Annotated in this window: 17 protein-coding genes and 1 riboswitch; of the genes, 9 read left to right on the top strand and 8 right to left on the bottom strand. The window is 70.2% G+C overall.

Translation table 11 applies throughout. From position 1 onward, the window contains the following. Window positions 1-39: 39 nt before the first annotated feature. From ACZ67T_RS23955 to ACZ67T_RS23940, 4 genes are all read right to left on the bottom strand, one after another. Window positions 40-960 (bottom strand): YihY/virulence factor BrkB family protein, encoded by a 921-nt coding sequence (locus ACZ67T_RS23955; RefSeq protein WP_469986688.1) that lies wholly within the window; start codon window positions 958-960, stop codon window positions 40-42. Then, the gene (locus tag ACZ67T_RS23950; protein WP_469986686.1) at window positions 948-1412 is read right to left on the bottom strand and encodes a GtrA family protein; all 465 of its coding nucleotides are present in this window, start codon (window positions 1410-1412) and stop codon (window positions 948-950) included. The genes ACZ67T_RS23955 and ACZ67T_RS23950 overlap by 13 nt, the downstream gene beginning before the upstream one ends. 116 nt (window positions 1413-1528) lie before the next feature. After that, a complete protein-coding gene (locus tag ACZ67T_RS23945) occupies window positions 1529-2542 on the bottom strand; it encodes a decaprenyl-phosphate phosphoribosyltransferase (protein WP_469986685.1) in 1014 nt (337 codons plus the stop codon). Window positions 2543-2580: 38 nt separating this feature from the next. Continuing rightward, complete coding sequence (locus tag ACZ67T_RS23940; RefSeq protein WP_469986683.1) at window positions 2581-3099, bottom strand: phosphatase PAP2 family protein; 519 nt, start codon at window positions 3097-3099, stop codon at window positions 2581-2583. 132 nt (window positions 3100-3231) lie between these two features. Between ACZ67T_RS23940 and ACZ67T_RS23935 the strand changes: the two genes are divergently transcribed. Then, window positions 3232-4791: an FAD-binding protein gene (locus ACZ67T_RS23935; protein WP_469986681.1), complete on the top strand. Its 1560-nt coding sequence runs from the start codon at window positions 3232-3234 to the stop codon at window positions 4789-4791. Between the two features lie 200 nt (window positions 4792-4991). Further along, a complete protein-coding gene (locus ACZ67T_RS23930) occupies window positions 4992-5747 on the top strand; it encodes a decaprenylphospho-beta-D-erythro-pentofuranosid-2-ulose 2-reductase (protein ID WP_100594776.1) in 756 nt (251 codons plus the stop codon). 36 nt (window positions 5748-5783) lie between these two features. Here the strand turns inward: ACZ67T_RS23930 and ACZ67T_RS23925 are convergent, their stop codons facing one another. Both ACZ67T_RS23925 and trpS read right to left on the bottom strand, forming a co-directional pair. Beyond that, entirely contained in the window at window positions 5784-6365 is a 582-nt protein-coding gene (locus ACZ67T_RS23925) for a 2'-5' RNA ligase family protein (RefSeq protein WP_469986679.1), read from the bottom strand. A gap of 54 nt (window positions 6366-6419) precedes the next feature. Then, window positions 6420-7433, bottom strand: a complete 1014-nt coding sequence (gene trpS / locus ACZ67T_RS23920) for a tryptophan--tRNA ligase (protein ID WP_469986677.1) — start codon at window positions 7431-7433, stop codon at window positions 6420-6422. 195 nt (window positions 7434-7628) lie between these two features. Between trpS and ACZ67T_RS23915 the strand changes: the two genes are divergently transcribed. The 3 genes from ACZ67T_RS23915 (at window position 7629) to ACZ67T_RS23905 (ending at window position 10024) form a co-directional block, all read left to right on the top strand. After that, complete coding sequence (locus ACZ67T_RS23915; protein WP_469986675.1) at window positions 7629-8276, top strand: RNA polymerase sigma factor; 648 nt, start codon at window positions 7629-7631, stop codon at window positions 8274-8276. Continuing rightward, the gene (locus ACZ67T_RS23910) at window positions 8269-9132 is read left to right on the top strand and encodes a hypothetical protein (RefSeq protein WP_469986674.1); all 864 of its coding nucleotides are present in this window, start codon (window positions 8269-8271) and stop codon (window positions 9130-9132) included. Before ACZ67T_RS23915 ends, ACZ67T_RS23910 begins: the two co-directional genes overlap by 8 nt. Before the next feature lie 136 nt (window positions 9133-9268). Then, window positions 9269-10024 carry a hypothetical protein gene (locus ACZ67T_RS23905; RefSeq protein WP_469986672.1) on the top strand — a complete coding sequence of 252 codons (756 nt, stop codon included), beginning with the start codon at window positions 9269-9271 and terminating at the stop codon, window positions 10022-10024. Between the two features lie 104 nt (window positions 10025-10128). On the opposite strand, the gene ACZ67T_RS23900 is transcribed toward ACZ67T_RS23905, so the two are convergent. After that, window positions 10129-11577: a glycine hydroxymethyltransferase gene (locus ACZ67T_RS23900; RefSeq protein ID WP_469986671.1), complete on the bottom strand. Its 1449-nt coding sequence runs from the start codon at window positions 11575-11577 to the stop codon at window positions 10129-10131. A 61-nt stretch (window positions 11578-11638) separates the two neighbouring features. Further along, window positions 11639-11725, bottom strand: a riboswitch (ZMP/ZTP riboswitch). A 78-nt stretch (window positions 11726-11803) separates the two neighbouring features. Between ACZ67T_RS23900 and rocD the strand changes: the two genes are divergently transcribed. Both rocD and ACZ67T_RS23890 read left to right on the top strand, forming a co-directional pair. Continuing rightward, window positions 11804-13069 carry an ornithine--oxo-acid transaminase gene (rocD, locus tag ACZ67T_RS23895; RefSeq protein WP_469986669.1) on the top strand — a complete coding sequence of 422 codons (1266 nt, stop codon included), beginning with the start codon at window positions 11804-11806 and terminating at the stop codon, window positions 13067-13069. Between the two features lie 129 nt (window positions 13070-13198). After that, on the top strand, window positions 13199-14074 hold the full coding sequence (locus tag ACZ67T_RS23890) for a DMT family protein (protein WP_469986810.1): 876 nt from the start codon (window positions 13199-13201) through the stop codon (window positions 14072-14074). Between the two features lie 300 nt (window positions 14075-14374). Here ACZ67T_RS23890 and pdxR read toward each other — a convergent pair whose 3' ends face one another. Next, entirely contained in the window at window positions 14375-15799 is a 1425-nt protein-coding gene (gene pdxR / locus ACZ67T_RS23885) for a MocR-like pyridoxine biosynthesis transcription factor PdxR (RefSeq protein ID WP_469986667.1), read from the bottom strand. A gap of 47 nt (window positions 15800-15846) precedes the next feature. Here pdxR and ACZ67T_RS23880 point away from each other — a divergent pair, with 47 nt between their 5' ends. Further along, entirely contained in the window at window positions 15847-16389 is a 543-nt protein-coding gene (locus ACZ67T_RS23880) for a carboxymuconolactone decarboxylase family protein (protein WP_469986666.1), read from the top strand. A gap of 29 nt (window positions 16390-16418) precedes the next feature. Beyond that, window positions 16419-16571, top strand: a complete 153-nt coding sequence (locus ACZ67T_RS23875; RefSeq protein ID WP_469986664.1) for a hypothetical protein — start codon at window positions 16419-16421, stop codon at window positions 16569-16571. Window positions 16572-16631 lie beyond the last annotated feature (60 nt).

Genomic DNA, 16631 nt, shown 5'->3' with positions numbered 1-16631 from the left:
CCAGCTCTGTCCGGCTCAGGTGCACCGGCGCCGTCTGTCTCAGGCGGCGCCGGCCCGCGCCACCCCCGGCGGTTCCGCCCCCGGCTCGGCCTCGTCCAGTACCTCCGAATCGGGCCGCCCCCGCGTGGCCGTCCAGGCCGCGCAGAACAACAGCAGCTTCGCCGTGAAGTTGATCCACAGCATCAGGGCCACCGGCGTACCGAACGCCCCGTACATGCTCTTCGACGCCACCTCCTTCATATAGCTGCCGAGCAACAGCTTCAGGAGCTCGAACCCCGCCGCCCCGATCAGCGCCGCCGTCAACAACTCCCGCCGATGCGGGTGAACACCCGGCAGCAGCGTCAGCACGTAGAGCAGCAGCAGGAAGTCCGCGAGCACAGCGATCGCGAACGCCACCGCCCTGAGCAGCACGCCGCCCCATCCGTCATGGGCGATGCCGACCTGGTCCGCCGTCCACCCCACCGCGGTCGAGGCGAGCATCGACGCCGCCAGCGAGGCGAGCCCGGCGCCACCCAGCCCCACCAGAACCCCGGCGTCCACGACCTTGCGCATGAACGGGTTCTCGTCCGGGTCCTCCAGCTCCCAGACGGCGCGCAGGCACTCTCTTATCGAGCCGACCCACCCGATGCCGGTGAAGAGCAACAACGCCCCCGCCACCAGACCCACCGTGCCCGCGTTCGCGACGAGCGACCCCAGGTCCAACTGGTCTGAGATGCCGGGCACCTGCTCCGCGATCTTGTCCTGGAGCGTCTTCTGCCGCTCCTCACTGAGCGTGCCGGCCGCGATCGCCGCGGCCACCGTCAGCAGCGGGAACAACGCCAGGAAGCTGATGAACGTCATCGCCGCCGCGAGCCGCGTCCAGTGCACCAGGTCGAGCCGCTCGTAGGCGTACCACGCGTGTGTACGCATGAGCCGTACGACGATCGGCCCGACACCGGGGAGTCTCTTCAGCCAGTCCATGATCCGAGCCTGCCCTCCCTGACGGTTCTCGCACGTCTCGCCGGAATCGCCGCCCGGAAGACGAGGGTCCGAGTACCCCAGAACCGCAAAGCCGTGGCCAGCATCATGCCCACCCCCGCCCCTGACACCGTGTCCGCGCGCTGCGACGTGAGCCCCAGCGCGTAGTGCGACACGGCGATACACATCAGCTGCACCAGCGCCCCCGCAACATTGACCGCGAAGAACACCCCGTACTGCCGCACCCGTGACACCTCGGCCACCGCCCGGCGATAGGTACCGAGCGCGTTCCCCGCATACGCGACCGTGCAACCAGCAAGGAACGAAAGCGACTTGGCGGCGATGGGATCCCACCCCACCGGCCCTCTCAGCCACACGAAGATCCCCAGGTCGGCGACGTACGCGCAGCTCCCCACAGCCGCGAACCCCACCAGTTCGCGCCCAAGACCCTTCATCCGCCACCATCCCCGAACTCACCACGACCGCTCCTCCCCCACATCTCCACGTGCCGCGCCCTCCAGGACGGGCGTTCCCTCAGCACGCCCTCACTCGACACGCCCTCGCTCGACACTCACCAGTTGGCGACCGCGAGCCCGTACATCGCCACCCACACCAAGCCGATCACCGCCAATGCCCTGTCCCGTAGAACGACGTCCTCCGGCTCACCCGCCGTGCCACGGTCGGCGAAGACCGCGTAGCGCAGGACGGCGAGAATGAAGGCCACCATCGACAGCTGTCTCCAAGGCAGCAGACTCGCTCTCGCCACCCCGCCTTCCTCCATGGCCCAGAGGCAGTAGGCGAGAACGGCCACCCCTGCGGCAAGCTGCCAGACGAACCGCAGATAGCCGGTCGTGTACTCCGACAACAACGCCCGCGTCGCCCCCGCCTTCCCGGCCATCTGCACGGCCTCGGAGTACCGCTTGGCCGACACCATGAACAGCGCCCCGAACCCCGTAGTGATCAGGAACCACCGCGACAGGGGAATCCCCAGCGCGAGCCCGCCGATCATGGCCCGCATCAGAAACCCGGTGGCCACCACGGCAAGATCGACGACGAGAACGTGCTTGAGACTGATGCAGTACGCCAGTTGCATCCCGACGTAGGCGGTCAGCAGCACCGCCGTCATCGGGGTGCACAGGGCCGCGGCCACCAGCGGCGCGAGAACCGCGAGCCCGCCCCCGACCACATAGGCCACCGCCACCGGAACGTGCCCCGCGGCCACCGGCCTGTTCCGCTTGACCGGGTGCGCCCGGTCCGCCTCGGCGTCCCGCGCATCATTGATCAAATACACGGACGAGGCAGCCGCCGTGAACAGCAGGAAGACCATGACCAGTTGTGCCGCCGCGTGCCACGAAAACAACTCCCCGGCCGACGCGGGCGCGACCACGACGAGCACGTTCTTCACCCATTGCCGCGGCCTCACCGTCTTCAACAAGCCGACCGGCAAACCGAGCCTCGTCGCCGCGCGCGGCCCCGGCACCGACTGCCCCCGCGGCCTGTCCAACAACACCGTGGGCGCCCCGTGTCGCGCCTGTTCGGACGCATGCGCCAACGACGCCCCGTCTTCCGCTCCCCCCGCGTCCATCGCGCGCCCCGTCCCTTCCCTTCGCCCAGTCCGTTCCGTCATCGCCGGACACCCCCGGCCACCCAGTGAGCCCCGAGCCGCGCGGCGACCGCCCCGAGCGCCGCCCCCGCGGCCACGTCCGACGGGTAGTGCACCCCGACGACCATGCGCGAGACGCACATCGCCGCCGCCAACGGCGGGACGAGCCGCGCCCCCACCGGCCTCAACGCCCCGTACGCCACCGCCGCAGCGGCGGCCGAAGCCGCGTGCGAGCTGGGGAAGGAATGCCGCCCCGCCGTCCGCACAAGCGGTTCCCCACCGATCTCCGCGCCCGGCCGCGGCCTCCGGACGACCCGCTTGATCCCCATGCTGGCCACGTGCGCCGCGGCGGTCAGCGCCGTACCGCGCAGCCACGCTCCTCGCCGCTCCCGGTCGACCGCTGCCCCCAGCAGCCCCGCGCCGAGCCAGAGCGCCCCGTGCTCCCCGCTCCATGACAGTGCGCGCGCGGCCACTGCCACGCGCCGGTCCGTACCGCAGTCGCGCAGTGCCGACAGCAATCGGCGGTCCATGTCGTCCATGTGGCTCACTCTGCGGGGCAAAATCGGCATAACTCAGACAACTTGGTGTGGCACCCACTCAATCACCCATTTCAGTGAGGGTTTGGATCGTTTGGGGCGAAGGCCCTATCTATGGGCGATACGGTCGCATTCATGGCCGCCGATCCCGCTCCCCCCACTGCCCGCACACCCGCCGTCGCCCCCGGCGTCACACCCCCCGGCACAGCCGCCTCTGCAGCGCCGCCCACCCCTGCGCCCACCCCCGCGCCCGTCTCGCCGGCCGTCGTCCCAGGACCCAGCGCTCCCCCCACCGGATCGCCTTCCCCCGACTCCGTCCACGACGGCACCTCCGGCGGCATCTTCGACATCGTCCCCGTGACCGGCTGGGGCCGCACCGCCCCCACCGCCGCTCGCATCGTGCGCCCTCGCTCCTACGCTGAGGCGGCAGCCGTGGTGCGTGCGTGCGGGACACCGGGCCATCGGGGCAACATCGCCCGTGGCCTGGGCCGGGCCTACGGAGACGCGGCACAGAACGCCGGCGGCAGCGTTCTGGATATGACCGGCCTGGACCGCATTCACGCGATCGACGCGTCCGGCGGGACCGTGCTGTGCGACGCGGGCGTCTCACTGCACCGCCTGATGGAAGTCCTCCTCCCTCTCGGCTGGTTCATCCCCGTGACCCCCGGAACCCGCTACGTCACGGTCGGCGGCGCGATCGGCGCCGATATCCATGGGAAGAACCACCACGTCTCGGGCTCGTTCTCCCGCCACGTCCTCGCCCTGGAACTGCTCACGGCCGACGGTGAGGTGCGGATCGTCGAGCGCGGCAGCGAACTCTTCGACGCCACGGCCGGCGGCATGGGACTCACCGGGATCATCCTCACCGTCACCCTCCAACTCCTCTCTGTCGAAACCTCGTTCATGTCGGTCGACACCGAACGAGTCGTTGACCTCGACAACTTGATGGCCCGCCTCACCGAGACCGATCACCTCTACCGCTACTCAGTCGCCTGGATCGACCTCCTGGCCCGCGGCGCCTCGATGGGCCGCTCGGTACTCACACGCGGTGATCACGCCCCGCTGGACGCCGTTCCCGCACGGGCCCGCAGGGCGCCACTGGTGTTCCGCCCCGGACAGCTCCCAGCACCGCCCGGATTCGTGCCCGAGGGGCTTCTGGGCCGGAAGACCGTCGGCCTCTTCAACGAGCTCTGGTACCGCAAGGCCCCTGCGTCACGCGTCGGCCAGATCCAGAAGCTCTCCTCGTTCTTCCACCCTCTCGACGGCGTACCGCACTGGAATCGCATCTACGGGCGCAGTGGATTCGTCCAGTACCAATTCGTCGTCGGATACGGCCAGGAGGAAGCGCTTCGCCGCATCGTGCAGCGCATCTCCGAGCGCCGGTGCCCCTCCTTCCTGGCAGTCCTCAAACGCTTCGGCGCCGGGGACCCCGGCTGGCTTTCCTTTCCCATGCCCGGCTGGACCCTGGCCCTCGACATTCCCGCGAACCTGCCGGGACTCGGCACGTTCCTCGACGAACTCGACGAGGAAGTGGCCGCGGCGGACGGACGCGTCTACCTCGCCAAGGACGCGCGCCTAAGGCCCGAACTGCTCTCGACGATGTATCCCCGCCTCGACGAATTCCGCGCCCTGCGAGACCGGTTGGACCCCCGAGGCGTGTTCCGCTCGGATCTCTCCCGGCGCCTCGGACTCTGACGGGAACGGGAACAAGTGCCTTGACCTGGGACCTCGCACATCCCGCCCATCCCGCTCTCCCCACATCGCACGCACGTCGTACCCCCCCTCGCCCGGCACGGACCCTCCGCACCGATTCACTTCTGGTACACCGCTCAGGCCGTCCGGGTTCCCACTCCGCCCCACCGATTTCGGTCCCGCCACTCTGGAGTTTGGTTCTCATGAAGGACGCCTTCGGCACCCCCCAGTCCCTGCTCGTCCTCGGCGGCACCTCCGAGATCGCCCTCGCCACAGCCCGACGCCTCGTGGCGCGGCGGACCCGAACGGTGTGGCTGGCCGGCCGCCCGTCCCCCGCCCTCGACCGTGCGGCCGCCGAACTCCGCGACATGGGCGCCGACGCCCGTACCGTCGCCTTCGACGCGCTCGACTCCGAGGCCCACGAGGTGACGCTGGGCAAGGTTTTCGCCGAGGGCGACATCGACATGGTGCTGCTCGCGTTCGGGATCCTCGGCGACCAGGCCCGCGACGAGGACGAGCCGCTGTCCGCGGTGCGCGTCGCGCAGACCAACTACACCGGTGCGGTATCGGCAGGCCTCATCTGCGCGCGCGCTCTGCAGTCCCAGGGCCACGGCTCACTGGTGGTGCTCTCGTCGGTCGCGGGCGAGCGGGCGCGCCGGTCCAACTTCATCTACGGGTCGAGCAAGGCCGGTCTGGACGCCTTCGCGCAGGGCCTCGGCGACGCGCTCCACGGCACCGGCGTGCATGTGATGGTCGTGCGCCCCGGCTTCGTACGGTCGAAGATGACGGCGGGCATGGCGGAAGCACCGATGGCCACCACCCCGGAAGCTGTGGCGCAGGCGATCGAGACGGGGCTCAGGCGCCGGTCGGAGACCGTGTGGGTGCCGGGGGCGCTGCGCATGGTGATGTCGGCGCTGCGGCATGTCCCGCGTCCGGTGTTCCGGCGCCTGCCGATGTAAGCCGCGTCGCACAGCGGCCGGCCGACTCGCTTCGCGTCAGCGAGCCGGCTGTCGGCCCCGCTTCGAACGGTCGGGACCCTGCGCGGGCACGGCCGGGCCGCCGAACGGGAACTCGCGCAGCTTGCGCCAGATACCGTCGGCGCCCTGCTCGTACAGCGCGAATCCGGTGCACTGCCAGGCCGCCTCATATCCGGCGAGGTCCTCGTACGCCCGGTCCATCGCTTCCTCCGCGATGCCGTGCGCCACCGTGACGTGCGGGTGATACGGAAACTGCAGCTCGCGCGCGACCGGACCCGATGCGTCACGTACCTGCTTCTGCAGCCATGTGCAGGCCTCGGCGCCCTCCGCGACCTGTACGAACACAACGGGAGACAGCGGACGGAAGGTTCCCGTCCCCGCGAGCCGCATCGCGAAGTTCCGCCCCGCGGCGGCGACCGCCTCGAGATGGTCCTCGATCGAAGGCAGCGACCCGTCCTCCACCTCGGTCGGCGGGAGCAGAGTGACGTGCGTGGGGATGCCGTGCGCAGCGGGGTCACCGAAGCCCGCGCGCCGCTCCTGGAGCTGGCTGCCGTGTGGCTCCGGGACCGCGATCGAAACGCCGATCGTTACGGTCCCCACGTCGTACTCCTGTCGTCGTGCGGTGGGCGGGTGGCGGTAAGGCCGGGCTGGGGCTCAGTGCTTCGCAGGCAGCAGTCCGACCTTGTCGTATGCCTGGGCGAGGGTTTCGGCGGCGACAGCACGCGCCTTCTCCGAGCCCTTGGCCAGGATCGAGTCGAGCGTCTCCGGGTCGTCCAGGTACTCCTGGGTACGGGTCCGGAACGGTGTCACGAAGTCCACCATGACCTCTGCCAGGTCCGTCTTGAGCGCACCGTACATCTTGCCCTCGTAGTTCTGCTCCAGTTCCGGGATACCTGTGCCGGTGAGGGTGGAGTAGATGGCGAGGAGGTTGCTGACGCCCGGCTTGTTCTCCGGGTCGAACCGGATCACGGTGTCGGTGTCGGTGACCGCGCTCTTGACCTTCTTGGCGGTGATCTTCGGCTCGTCGAGAAGGTTGACGAGGCCCTTGGGCGTCGACGCCGACTTGCTCATCTTGATCGACGGATCCTGAAGGTCGTAGATCTTCGCCGTCTCCTTGAGGATGTACGGCGCCGGGACCGTGAAGGTCTCGCCGAAGCGGCCGTTGAAGCGCTCGGCGAGGTCGCGCGTCAGCTCGATGTGCTGACGCTGGTCCTCGCCCACCGGCACCTGGTCGGCCTGGTAGAGCAGGATGTCCGCGACCTGGAGGATCGGGTACGTGAAGAGGCCGACGGTCGCGCGGTCGGCGCCCTGCTTGGCGGACTTGTCCTTGAACTGCGTCATGCGGGAGGCCTCGCCGAAGCCCGTCAGACAGTTCATGACCCAGCCGAGCTGCGCGTGCTCGGGGACGTGGCTCTGCACGAACAGCGTGCAGCGGTCCGGGTCCAGGCCGGCGGCGAGGAGCTGTGCCGCGGCGAGCCGGGTGTTGGCCCGGAGCTCCTTCGGGTCCTGCGGAACGGTGATCGCGTGCAGGTCCACAACCATGTAGAACGCGTCGTGAGACTCCTGCAGCGCCACCCACTGGCGGACCGCGCCGAGGTAGTTGCCGAGGTGGAACGAGCCTGCAGTGGGCTGGATTCCGGAGAGCACGCGGGGACGATCAGAGGCCATGCTCCTCATTGTCTCAGGTGTCTCTCATTGGTCGGAAACAGGTGGGCGACGGGTACACGACAAGCGCCGAACCCGTGTACAGAGAGCTGTCGCCCACCCCGCCCGGCGTGTCGCCGGGATCCGGCTCCGAGATCTCCCTTCGGATCTGCCCGCGGAGCGAGTTCGGAAAAAAACCTGTACGGCGGGTGGGAACCGATGCGCGGGGTGCGGTGTATCAACGATGTGAGGACACAGGGGGAGGTCCTGGAGGGGGGCCGCGTCGTCGACGACGAGCGTGCGGTGATCGCTCGCGTGCGCGCAGGAGATGTGGAGGCGTACGCGGTGTTGGTGCGCGCCTTCACCGGGTTGGCGCTGCGGGCGGCCCGAGCCCTCGGGGCTGGCGCGGACGCGGAGGATGTGGTGCAGCAGGCCTTTTTCAAGGCCTACTGCGCCCTGGGGCAGTTTCGGGACGACTCGTCGTTCAAGCCGTGGCTGCTCGCGATCGTCGCCAATGAGACGAGGAACACAGTGCGCTCGGCGGTGCGACAGCGTTCGGTCGTGGGGCGGGAAGCGACGTTGACAGAGGCCGAGCCGCTGATACCCGAGACCACGGATCCGGCGGTCGCGGCCGTCCACGACGAGCGGCGGACGGCATTGCTCGCCGCGCTCGAGGAGCTGAGCGAGGAGCATCGGCTGGTCGTCACATATCGGTATCTGCTGGAGATGGACGAGGCGGAGACGGCCGAGGCGCTCGGCTGGCCGCGCGGCACCGTGAAGTCGAGGCTCAATCGCGCGCTACGGAAGCTGAAGAGGATTCTTCCGGCCGAGCTGGACCCGCGGGAGGGAGGTGACAAGCATGAGTGAGCCGCGCCACGAGGACGACGGGAGCCACGGCCCCGGCAAGGAGCACGGGCCCCGCGCGGGTCGTGGGCTGCCGGAGGAGTTGCGGGCGCTGGGCAGGTCCCTGGACGGTCTGGGCCCCGGCGGCGAGTCGATGGCAGAGCGGGTGCTGGCGCAGATACTCGCCGAGTCGGTTCCGGCGCCGGTGGCCGAGCCGGGGGCGGCCCCTGCCCGGGTGCGACTGGCGCGCCGCTGGATACGGAAGCGGTGGCGGATGCTCACAGCGGGGATGTGCGGAGTGCTGACCGTGCTCGTGCTCACGCCTCCCGTGCGGGCCACGGTCGCCGACTGGTTCGGCTTCGGCGGGGTGGAGGTCCGGTACGACCCCTCTGCCCTGCCATCGTCCGGTGCCCATGTCCCGGGGTGCGGTACGTCGCTCTCGCTGGGTGAGGCCCGACGAGAAGCCGGATTCGACCCCCTGGTGCCGGACGAGCTGGGGATGCCGGACGCCGTCGCGGTGACGCGTGAACCGAAATCGCGTTTCTTGATCACGCTGTGCTGGCGCGAGGACGGGCGCACGATCCGACTCGACGAGTACCCGGCCCAGCTCGACATCGGGTATACGAAATCGGTGCGTATGCAGCCGCGCTGGGTCGACCTCGGCCCGGATACGGGGCTGTGGTTCGCCCAGCCCCATCTGCTCAGTTTCTGGATGCTCGACGGCAACGGCGACCGGTGGACCCGCTCGGAACGCACCGCGGGTCCGACGCTCCTGTGGACCCGTCGGCAGCAGGTGACACTCCGCCTGGAGGGGATCGACTCCCAGCAGCGGGCGATGGAGATCGCACGGTCGGTACGGAAGCCGGACGCCGTCCGCTGATGTCCGCGGGCGGAGCCGGCGGCTCCCGCACACCCGAGAACTCACGCGCCGAAGTTGGGAACCCGGTCGGGTCGGGCGGTGTACCAGAAGTGAATCGGCACGGGCGGGCCGTGCCGGGACCAGCTGGGGGGAACGGATGCGAACAGTACGAAGGCCGGCCGCGCTGGCGGTGGCACTGACGGCGGCACTCGCCGCGATGCTGCTGAGCGCGTCAGGAGCATCGGCCGGCGGACCGACAAGCGTTCTGGTGGTGTCGCCCGAGAGCGGCCAGAGCGCGTCGCTCTACTTCAGTGACAAGAAGTACGGGCCGTTGGAAAGCCTCCTGGGCGAGCCGGACCAGGGCCGACGGGAGGAGCCGCCCGGCTTGGGCATAGGCGCGGGACGTCAGCTCAATGTCACCTGGCTGGTGCACGACGTGCTGCCGTGGCGGGTCGACCGGGTCTATCCGGACTCGCCGGGCACGAAGGACGTCTGGATACACACAGCGACGCACGTGCCGGACTCCTACAACGGGTACTGGCACAAGGCGCAGAAGCCTGCACAGCTGCGCGCGCTGCTGAAGGACCTCGGAGTCATGGGCGAGCGGTCCCGAAAGGGCGGGAGTCCGATCTTCCCGGCACCCTGGCAGTCGCCCGACCGGTCCAAGGAAGCACTCGGTGGAGCTCCGGCTCCGGCAGCCGACAGTCGCGATGCCGGGCAGTCCGCAGGGGCGCGGGCCTCAGCGGCCCGGGCGGGCGAGGGGCCGGACTGGTGGTGGGCGATACCGGGGCTGGCGGCGGGTGCCGCGCTGGCTCTGGTGCTGCGGCCGCTGGCCGGCAGGCTGCCGCGTCGTCGCAAGACGGGCGAGCCCCCACAGGACACCGGACCACGGCAGCAGCTGATCGACTCCTGAGAGCCGCCCCTCAGCTCTCATGGCTTCGAGTACGCACTGACCGGCCCGTCGGTGCGTCTGGTGACGGGCCGGTCAGTGGATCACAGAGCCAGGGGGTCAAGCGATCAGGTGAGGTCGACTTCCGGGTAGAGCGGGAAGCCGCTGAGCAGGTCGGACGCTCGCGTGGAGACCTCGTCGGAGACCTTCTCGTCCAGGATGTGCTGGGCCTTGGAAGGCGCGCCCTTGCTGGTGGTACCCGGCTCGGCGGCGGTGAGCACGCGGTCGATGAGGCCGGCGACCTCGTCCATCTCCGCGGTGCCCAGGCCCCGGGTGGTCAGAGCGGGGGTGCCGATGCGGATGCCGGACGTGTACCAGGCCCCGTTGGGGTCAGAGGGGATGGAGTTGCGGTTGGTGACGATGCCGGAGTCGAGGAGTGCGTTCTCGGCCTGGCGGCCGGTGACCCCGTAGGAGGTGGCGACATCGATCAGGTTGAGGTGGTTGTCCGTGCCGCCCGTGACGAGGGTGGCACCGCGGCGGGTCAGTCCCTCTGCGAGGGCGCGGGCATTGTCGACGACAGACTGGGCGTAGTCGCGGAACTCGGGGCGGCGGGCCTCGGCCAGGGCCACGGCCTTGGCGGCCATGACGTGCGGCAGCGGACCTCCGAGGACCATCGGGCAGCCTCGGTCGACCTGGTCGGTGAGCGAGTCGTCACAGAGCACCATGCCGCCGCGCGGGCCGCGCAGCGACTTGTGCGTCGTGGTGGTGACGATCTGGGCGTGCGGCACCGGATCGAAGTCGCCGGTCAGGACCTTGCCGGCGACGAGGCCCGCGAAGTGCGCCATGTCGACCATGAGGGTCGCCCCGACCTCGTCGGCGATCTCGCGCATGATGCGGAAGTTCACGAGGCGGGGGTACGCGGAGTAGCCGGCGACGATGATCAGCGGCTTGAAGTCGCGGGCGGTGGCACGCAGGGCTTCGTAGTCGACGAGGCCGGTCCGGGGATCGGTGCCATAGCTGCGCTGGTCGAACATCTTGCCGGAGATGTTGGGGCGGAAGCCGTGGGTGAGGTGACCGCCGGCGTCCAGGGACATGCCGAGCATGCGCTGGTTGCCGAAGGCCTGACGGAGCTCGGCCCAGTCGGCGTCGGAGAGGTCGTTCACGTTGCGGACGCCGGCCAGCTCCAGGGCGGGGGCCTCGACGCGCTGGGCGAGGACGGCCCAGAAGGCGACGAGGTTGGCGTCGATACCGGAGTGCGGCTGGACATAGGCATGGCGGGCGCCGAAGAGCTCGCGGGCGTGTTCGGCGGCGAGGGCCTCGACGGTGTCGACGTTGCGGCAGCCGGCGTAGAAGCGGCGGCCGACAGTGCCCTCGGCGTACTTGTCGCTGAACCAGTTGCCCATCGCGAGGAGCGTGGCCGGGGAGGCGTAGTTCTCGCTGGCGATCAGCTTGAGCATCTCGCGCTGGTCGGCGATTTCCTGGCCGATGGCGTCGGCCACGCGGGGCTCGACCGCGCGGATCACGTCGAGGGCGCTGCGGAACGCTACGGATTCGGTGGAGAGGGTGGGCTCTGACATGACGGACCTCCGGACGGATGGGACCCCCACTGCCCGAGCGAAGTCGAGAGCGGAAGGTTCACGGGTCGGCCCAGGCGCACGGCACACAGTTCACAGGCCGCTCCCCGATGGTCGGTCCCATCCCAGCGCGCCAGTCACGGCCCTGCGGGCCACCCTACCGGGCGCGCTGGGAGGCGAGGCTTCCCGGTCCACGGTGCGAGCGACGATAGGAAGGGGCCACAAGCCCATGTCTTCGCGTCATAAGAGCCGTAAGAACGGAGATCCCGTGACTGCTGTGACTCCTCCGAATGCCGTAACGGAAACCTTCATCACCGCGTCCGAAGCGCACAGTGCGCACAACTACCATCCGCTGCCCGTGGTGGTCGCCACGGCGGAGGGGGCGTGGATGACGGATGTCGAGGGGCGCCGGTACCTCGACATGCTCGCCGGCTACTCGGCTCTCAACTTCGGTCATGGGAACCGGCGGCTCATCGAGGCCGCCAAGGCGCAGATGGAGCGGGTGACGCTGACGTCCCGCGCCTTCCACCACGACCGGTTCGCCGAGTTCTGCACGCGGCTCGCGGAGCTGTGCGGCATGGACATGGTGCTGCCGATGAACACAGGGGCGGAGGCAGTAGAGACCGCCGTGAAGACGGCGAGAAAGTGGGGGTACCAGGTCAAGGGGGTGCTCGACGGCAGAGCGAAGATCGTCGTGGCGGGCAACAACTTCCACGGGCGCACCACGACCATCGTCAGCTTCTCCACGGACCAGGAGGCGCGCGCGGACTTCGGTCCCTATACGCCGGGCTTCGAGATCGTGCCGTACGGCGATCTGACGGCACTGCGCGGCGCTGTCACCGAGAACACCGTCGCGGTGCTGCTCGAACCGATCCAGGGCGAGGCCGGCGTCCTCGTACCGCCGGCCGGATACCTCCCTGCGGTAAGGGAGTTGACCCGCGAGCGGAACGTGCTGTTCATCGCCGACGAGATCCAGTCGGGGCTCGGGCGGACCGGGCGGACGTTCGCCTGTGAGCACGAAGGCGTAGTGCCCGACATGTACGTACTGGGCAAGGCGCTCGGCGGTGGGGTCGTGCCGGTGTCGGCGGTGGTGTCCAGCAGCGAGGTGCTGGGGGTGTTCAAGCCGGGTGAGCACGGGTCGACGTTCGGCGGGAATCCGCTGGCCTGTGCGGTGGCGCTCGAGGTCATCGCGATGTTGCGCACCGGGGAGTTGCAGCAGCGGGCGGCGGAGCTGGGCGGCCATCTGCACGCGGAGCTCGGGCTGCTGGTGGGCACGGGCAAGGCGACGCAGGTGCGGGGACGCGGGCTGTGGGCGGGAGTCGACATCGATCCGTCGTACGGGACGGGGAGGGAGATCTCGGAGAAGTTGATGGACAAGGGCGTCCTGGTCAAGGACACCCATGGGAGCACGATCCGGATCGCTCCCCCTCTGGTGATCAGCAAGGAGGACCTGGACTGGGGGCTCGACCAGCTTCGGGCGGTCCTGGCGGTCTGACGGTGGCGCGCCTCCGGCAAGGGCTGCCGGCTCTCGGTCCGGCCGTTCACGGCGGCGCCCCGGGAGGGTGGGCCGCCCGCGGGCCGACTGGCGTAGGGCACCCTCTACAGTCGCTTTGTGCTTCTTGGAATGGTTTGCGCGCTCGGGGCTGCAGTCTGTTTCGGTACGGCTTCCGTGTTCCAGGCGATGGCCGCGCGGGCCGCGGAGCCGGGATCGGGGTCAGGCGTCGACGCCGCATTGTTGCTGCGGGCGCTGCGGCAGTGGCGTTATGTCGCCGGGTTGGGACTCGACCTTCTCGGGTTCGTGTTGCAGGTCGTGGCGCTGCGGTCCATTCCGATCTATGCCGTCGGCGCGGCGCTCGCCGCGAGTCTGGCGGTGACGGCAGTGGTTGCCTCTCGGCTGCTGGATGTGCGGTTGAGTGGTGTCGAGTGGGGCGCCGTCGGAGTCGTGGTGGCGGGGCTTGCCATGTTGGGGCTGGCGTCGGGGACGGAGGGCGACAAGGCCGGTTCGGACGCGTTGCGGTACGCGATGCTGGGGACAGCGCTGGGCGTGTTGTTGATCGGGGCGGTGGCGGGGCGGCTTCCGGGGAGAGGGCGGGCGCTCGCACTGGGGCTCGGTTCGGGCTTCGGGTTCGGGGTGGTGGAGGTGTCGGTGCGGCTCATCGACGACGTGTCGCCCGGCGCGTTGCTGAGCAATCCGGCGACGTATGCGCTGCTGCTCGGTGGTGGTGCGGCGTTTCTGTTGCTGACCTCGGCGTTGCAGAAAGGGTCGGTGACCACGGCCACTGCGGGGATGGTCGTGGGCGAGACGGTGGGGCCGGCGCTCGTCGGGGTGATCTGGCTCGGGGATCGCACGCGCGAGGGGCTGGCCTGGCTGGCGGCTCTCGGGTTCGTGGTGGCCGTGACCGGGGCTTTGGCGCTGGCGCGCTTCGGGGAGGCGCCGGTGGCGGACGCGTCCGCACCGGCCCGGTCTGACCTGAACCCCACCCGACCCGACCTGCGCTGACCCCGCCCCCCCTGGCCGCCCGACGCGAACCGGTTCGTTCTGCCCCGACCCGAACCGATCCCGAACCGCCCTCGCCCCGCCCCCCAGACCACCCGACCCGAACCCGAGCCGACCCAGCCCCACCCCCGAGGCCACCCGACCCGATCCCGAGCCGCCCCAGCCCCACCCACCAGGCCACCCGACCCGAACCGACCTGCGCTGACACCGCCCTGCCCCCCCAAGGCCGCCCGCCCCGAACCCAGGCCACCCGACCCGAACCCGGGCCGCGCGCCCCGGGAAGCCCACCGCCCGATGTCGCCCCTAAGGCAGCACCCGGCACAACGCCTCGAGCGCGCTGGTCCAGGCGTGGTCCGGTGGGGTTCCGTAGCCGACCACCAGGGCGTCCAGGGGTGGTTCGGCGGGGGCCGCTTCGTGGCGGAAGCTGGAGAGGCCGGCCACTCCGAGGCGCTGCCAGGCGGCCGCGCGGACCACGGACTGTTCGGTGCCGGGCGGGAGTTGGAGGACCGCGTGCAGTCCGGCGGCGATTCCGGTGGCGCGGACGTCGGGGGCGCGCTCGGCGAGGGCGGCGACGAGTTGATCGCGGCGGCGGCGGTAGCGCAGGCGGGCGCCGCGGACATGGCGGTCGTAAGCGCCCGAGTCGATGAACTCCGCGAGGGTCAGCTGGTCGAGGACACCGCATGACCAGTCGGCGACGCCCTTCGCCTCGATCACCTCCCCCATGACGGAGGGCGGCAGCACCAGCCAGCCGAGGCGCAGGCCCGGTGCGAGGGATTTGCTGGCCGTGCCGAAGTAGACGACGCGGTCGGGGTCGAGCCCCTGGAGGGCGCCGACGGGCTGGCGGTCGTAGCGGAACTCGCCGTCGTAGTCGTCCTCCAGGATCAGTCCGCCGGTGCGGCGGGCCCAGTCGACGACGGCGGTCCGGCGGTCGGGGTGCAGGGCCCCGCCCACCGGGAACTGATGGGCGGGGGTCAGGAGGGCGGCACCCACGTCCGGTTCGCCGGTCGCCAACTCGTCTGTGCAGGTGCCGAGTTGATCTAGGGTGAGGGGGTGGGTGCGCAGGCCTGACCGCGCCAGGACGTCCCAGTGGATGTCGAGCCCGTATGTCTCCACGGCCACATCGCGTACACCCCTGTTGCGCAGCACCTCGCCGAGCAGCATCAGGCCGTGGATGAAGCCGGAGCAGATCACGATGCGGTCCGGGTCGGCGTGGACGCCGCGGGCGCGGGCGAGGTAGCCGGCAAGGGCGGTGCGCAGTTCGATGCGGCCGCGGGCATCGCCGTAGCCGAGGGCTTCGTTCGGGGCGGCGTTGAGGGCGCGACGCGAGGCCTTGAGCCATTCGGCGCGCGGGAACGAGGAGAGGTCGGGGGTGCCGGGGTGCAGGTCGTGGCGGAGTCCGGCAGGAGCGCGTCGGCCCCGGGGCGAGGCCGGCCGGGGCGCCTCGACCGGCCGCTCGGCGACGCGCGTCCCCGAACCCTGGCGCGCGGTGAGCCAGCCCTCGGCGACGAGGTCGGCATAGGCGTCGGCGACCGTGTTGCGGGCGATGCCCAGATCGGCGGCGAGGGTGCGGGACGAAGGGAGGCGGACACCTGGGGCGAGGCGTCCGCCGCGTACGGCGTCACGGAGTGCGTCGGTCAGGCCTTTGCGCAGGCCGGAGCCGGTCGGCTCGACGTGCAGATCGATACCGAGCGCTTGACCGGAGGGCGAAGTGGCCCAGGATTCCACCATGGAAATGGACCATACCCGTGGGCTACTCCGCTCGTAGGGTCAATGTCATGACGACGAACGAGAACACCACCGACAGCACCGGCCCGGACGCCGACGCCGGCCGGACCACCAAGGAGTACGTCCACGAGCACGCGCCCCGGCTGGCCTGGGCCAAGCACGCACCGGAGGTCTACAAGGCCATGATCCGGCTCGACGCGGAGGCCCGTAAGGGCGTCGACCCGGTGACGCTGGAGCTGGTCAAGATCCGTGCTTCGCAGCTCAACCACTGCGCGTTCTGCCTCGACATGCACTCCAAGGACGCGCTCGCCGCGGGCGAGAGCGTCGAGCGGATCATCCAGCTGGCCGCGTGGGAGGAGTCGCAGCACTTCTACACGCCCAGGGAGATCGCGGCGATCGAGCTGACCGAGGCGATCACCGTGCTCACCGACGGGTTCGTGCCGGACGAGACGTACGAGAAGGCGGCGAAGCTGTACGACGAGAAGGAGCTGACGCAGCTGATCGCCGCGATCACGGTGATCAACGCGTGGAACCGGTTCGGTGTGTCGACGCGGATGGCGCCGGGGCACTACACCGCGGGCGACTTCAAGTAACAGTCCGTACGACCCACTCGGACACGGGTGTGCGCGACGCGGTGATCGCGCTCGGCGCCGCCGCGAAGAAGGGGCTCGGTGAAGCCGGGCTCGCCCGTCTTCTCGGCGTGATCACCGGCATCATCAGCCGGAACCGGCTCATGGTGAGCCGCCGGATCGCGCCCGGCGGACCGCAGTGGTGACGTGCCGCCCCCGCCCACTCCCACGCCCCCGTCCGTGGCAGGCCGCGCACAGACGTGCCG

Source organism: Streptomyces sp. NPDC107517 (genome assembly GCF_055582645.1).
Note: the sequence above shows the minus strand (reverse complement) of the source record. Positions and strands in the feature narration are given on the sequence as shown.

Coding starts and splice junctions, on each gene's coding strand:
- ACZ67T_RS23955 (WP_469986688.1), bottom strand. CDS start 960: ATGGACTGGCTGAAGAGACTCCCCGGTGTCGGGCCGATCGTCGTACGG.
- ACZ67T_RS23950 (WP_469986686.1), bottom strand. CDS start 1,412: ATGAAGGGTCTTGGGCGCGAACTGGTGGGGTTCGCGGCTGTGGGGAGC.
- ACZ67T_RS23945 (WP_469986685.1), bottom strand. CDS start 2,542: ATGGACGCGGGGGGAGCGGAAGACGGGGCGTCGTTGGCGCATGCGTCC.
- ACZ67T_RS23940 (WP_469986683.1), bottom strand. CDS start 3,099: ATGGACGACATGGACCGCCGATTGCTGTCGGCACTGCGCGACTGCGGT.
- ACZ67T_RS23935 (WP_469986681.1), top strand. CDS start 3,232: ATGGCCGCCGATCCCGCTCCCCCCACTGCCCGCACACCCGCCGTCGCC.
- ACZ67T_RS23930 (WP_100594776.1), top strand. CDS start 4,992: ATGAAGGACGCCTTCGGCACCCCCCAGTCCCTGCTCGTCCTCGGCGGC.
- trpS (WP_469986677.1), bottom strand. CDS start 7,433: ATGGCCTCTGATCGTCCCCGCGTGCTCTCCGGAATCCAGCCCACTGCA.
- ACZ67T_RS23915 (WP_469986675.1), top strand. CDS start 7,629: ATGCGCGGGGTGCGGTGTATCAACGATGTGAGGACACAGGGGGAGGTC.
- ACZ67T_RS23910 (WP_469986674.1), top strand. CDS start 8,269: ATGAGTGAGCCGCGCCACGAGGACGACGGGAGCCACGGCCCCGGCAAG.
- ACZ67T_RS23905 (WP_469986672.1), top strand. CDS start 9,269: ATGCGAACAGTACGAAGGCCGGCCGCGCTGGCGGTGGCACTGACGGCG.
- ACZ67T_RS23900 (WP_469986671.1), bottom strand. CDS start 11,577: ATGTCAGAGCCCACCCTCTCCACCGAATCCGTAGCGTTCCGCAGCGCC.
- rocD (WP_469986669.1), top strand. CDS start 11,804: ATGTCTTCGCGTCATAAGAGCCGTAAGAACGGAGATCCCGTGACTGCT.
- ACZ67T_RS23890 (WP_469986810.1), top strand. CDS start 13,199: ATGGTTTGCGCGCTCGGGGCTGCAGTCTGTTTCGGTACGGCTTCCGTG.
- pdxR (WP_469986667.1), bottom strand. CDS start 15,799: ATGGTGGAATCCTGGGCCACTTCGCCCTCCGGTCAAGCGCTCGGTATC.
- ACZ67T_RS23880 (WP_469986666.1), top strand. CDS start 15,847: ATGACGACGAACGAGAACACCACCGACAGCACCGGCCCGGACGCCGAC.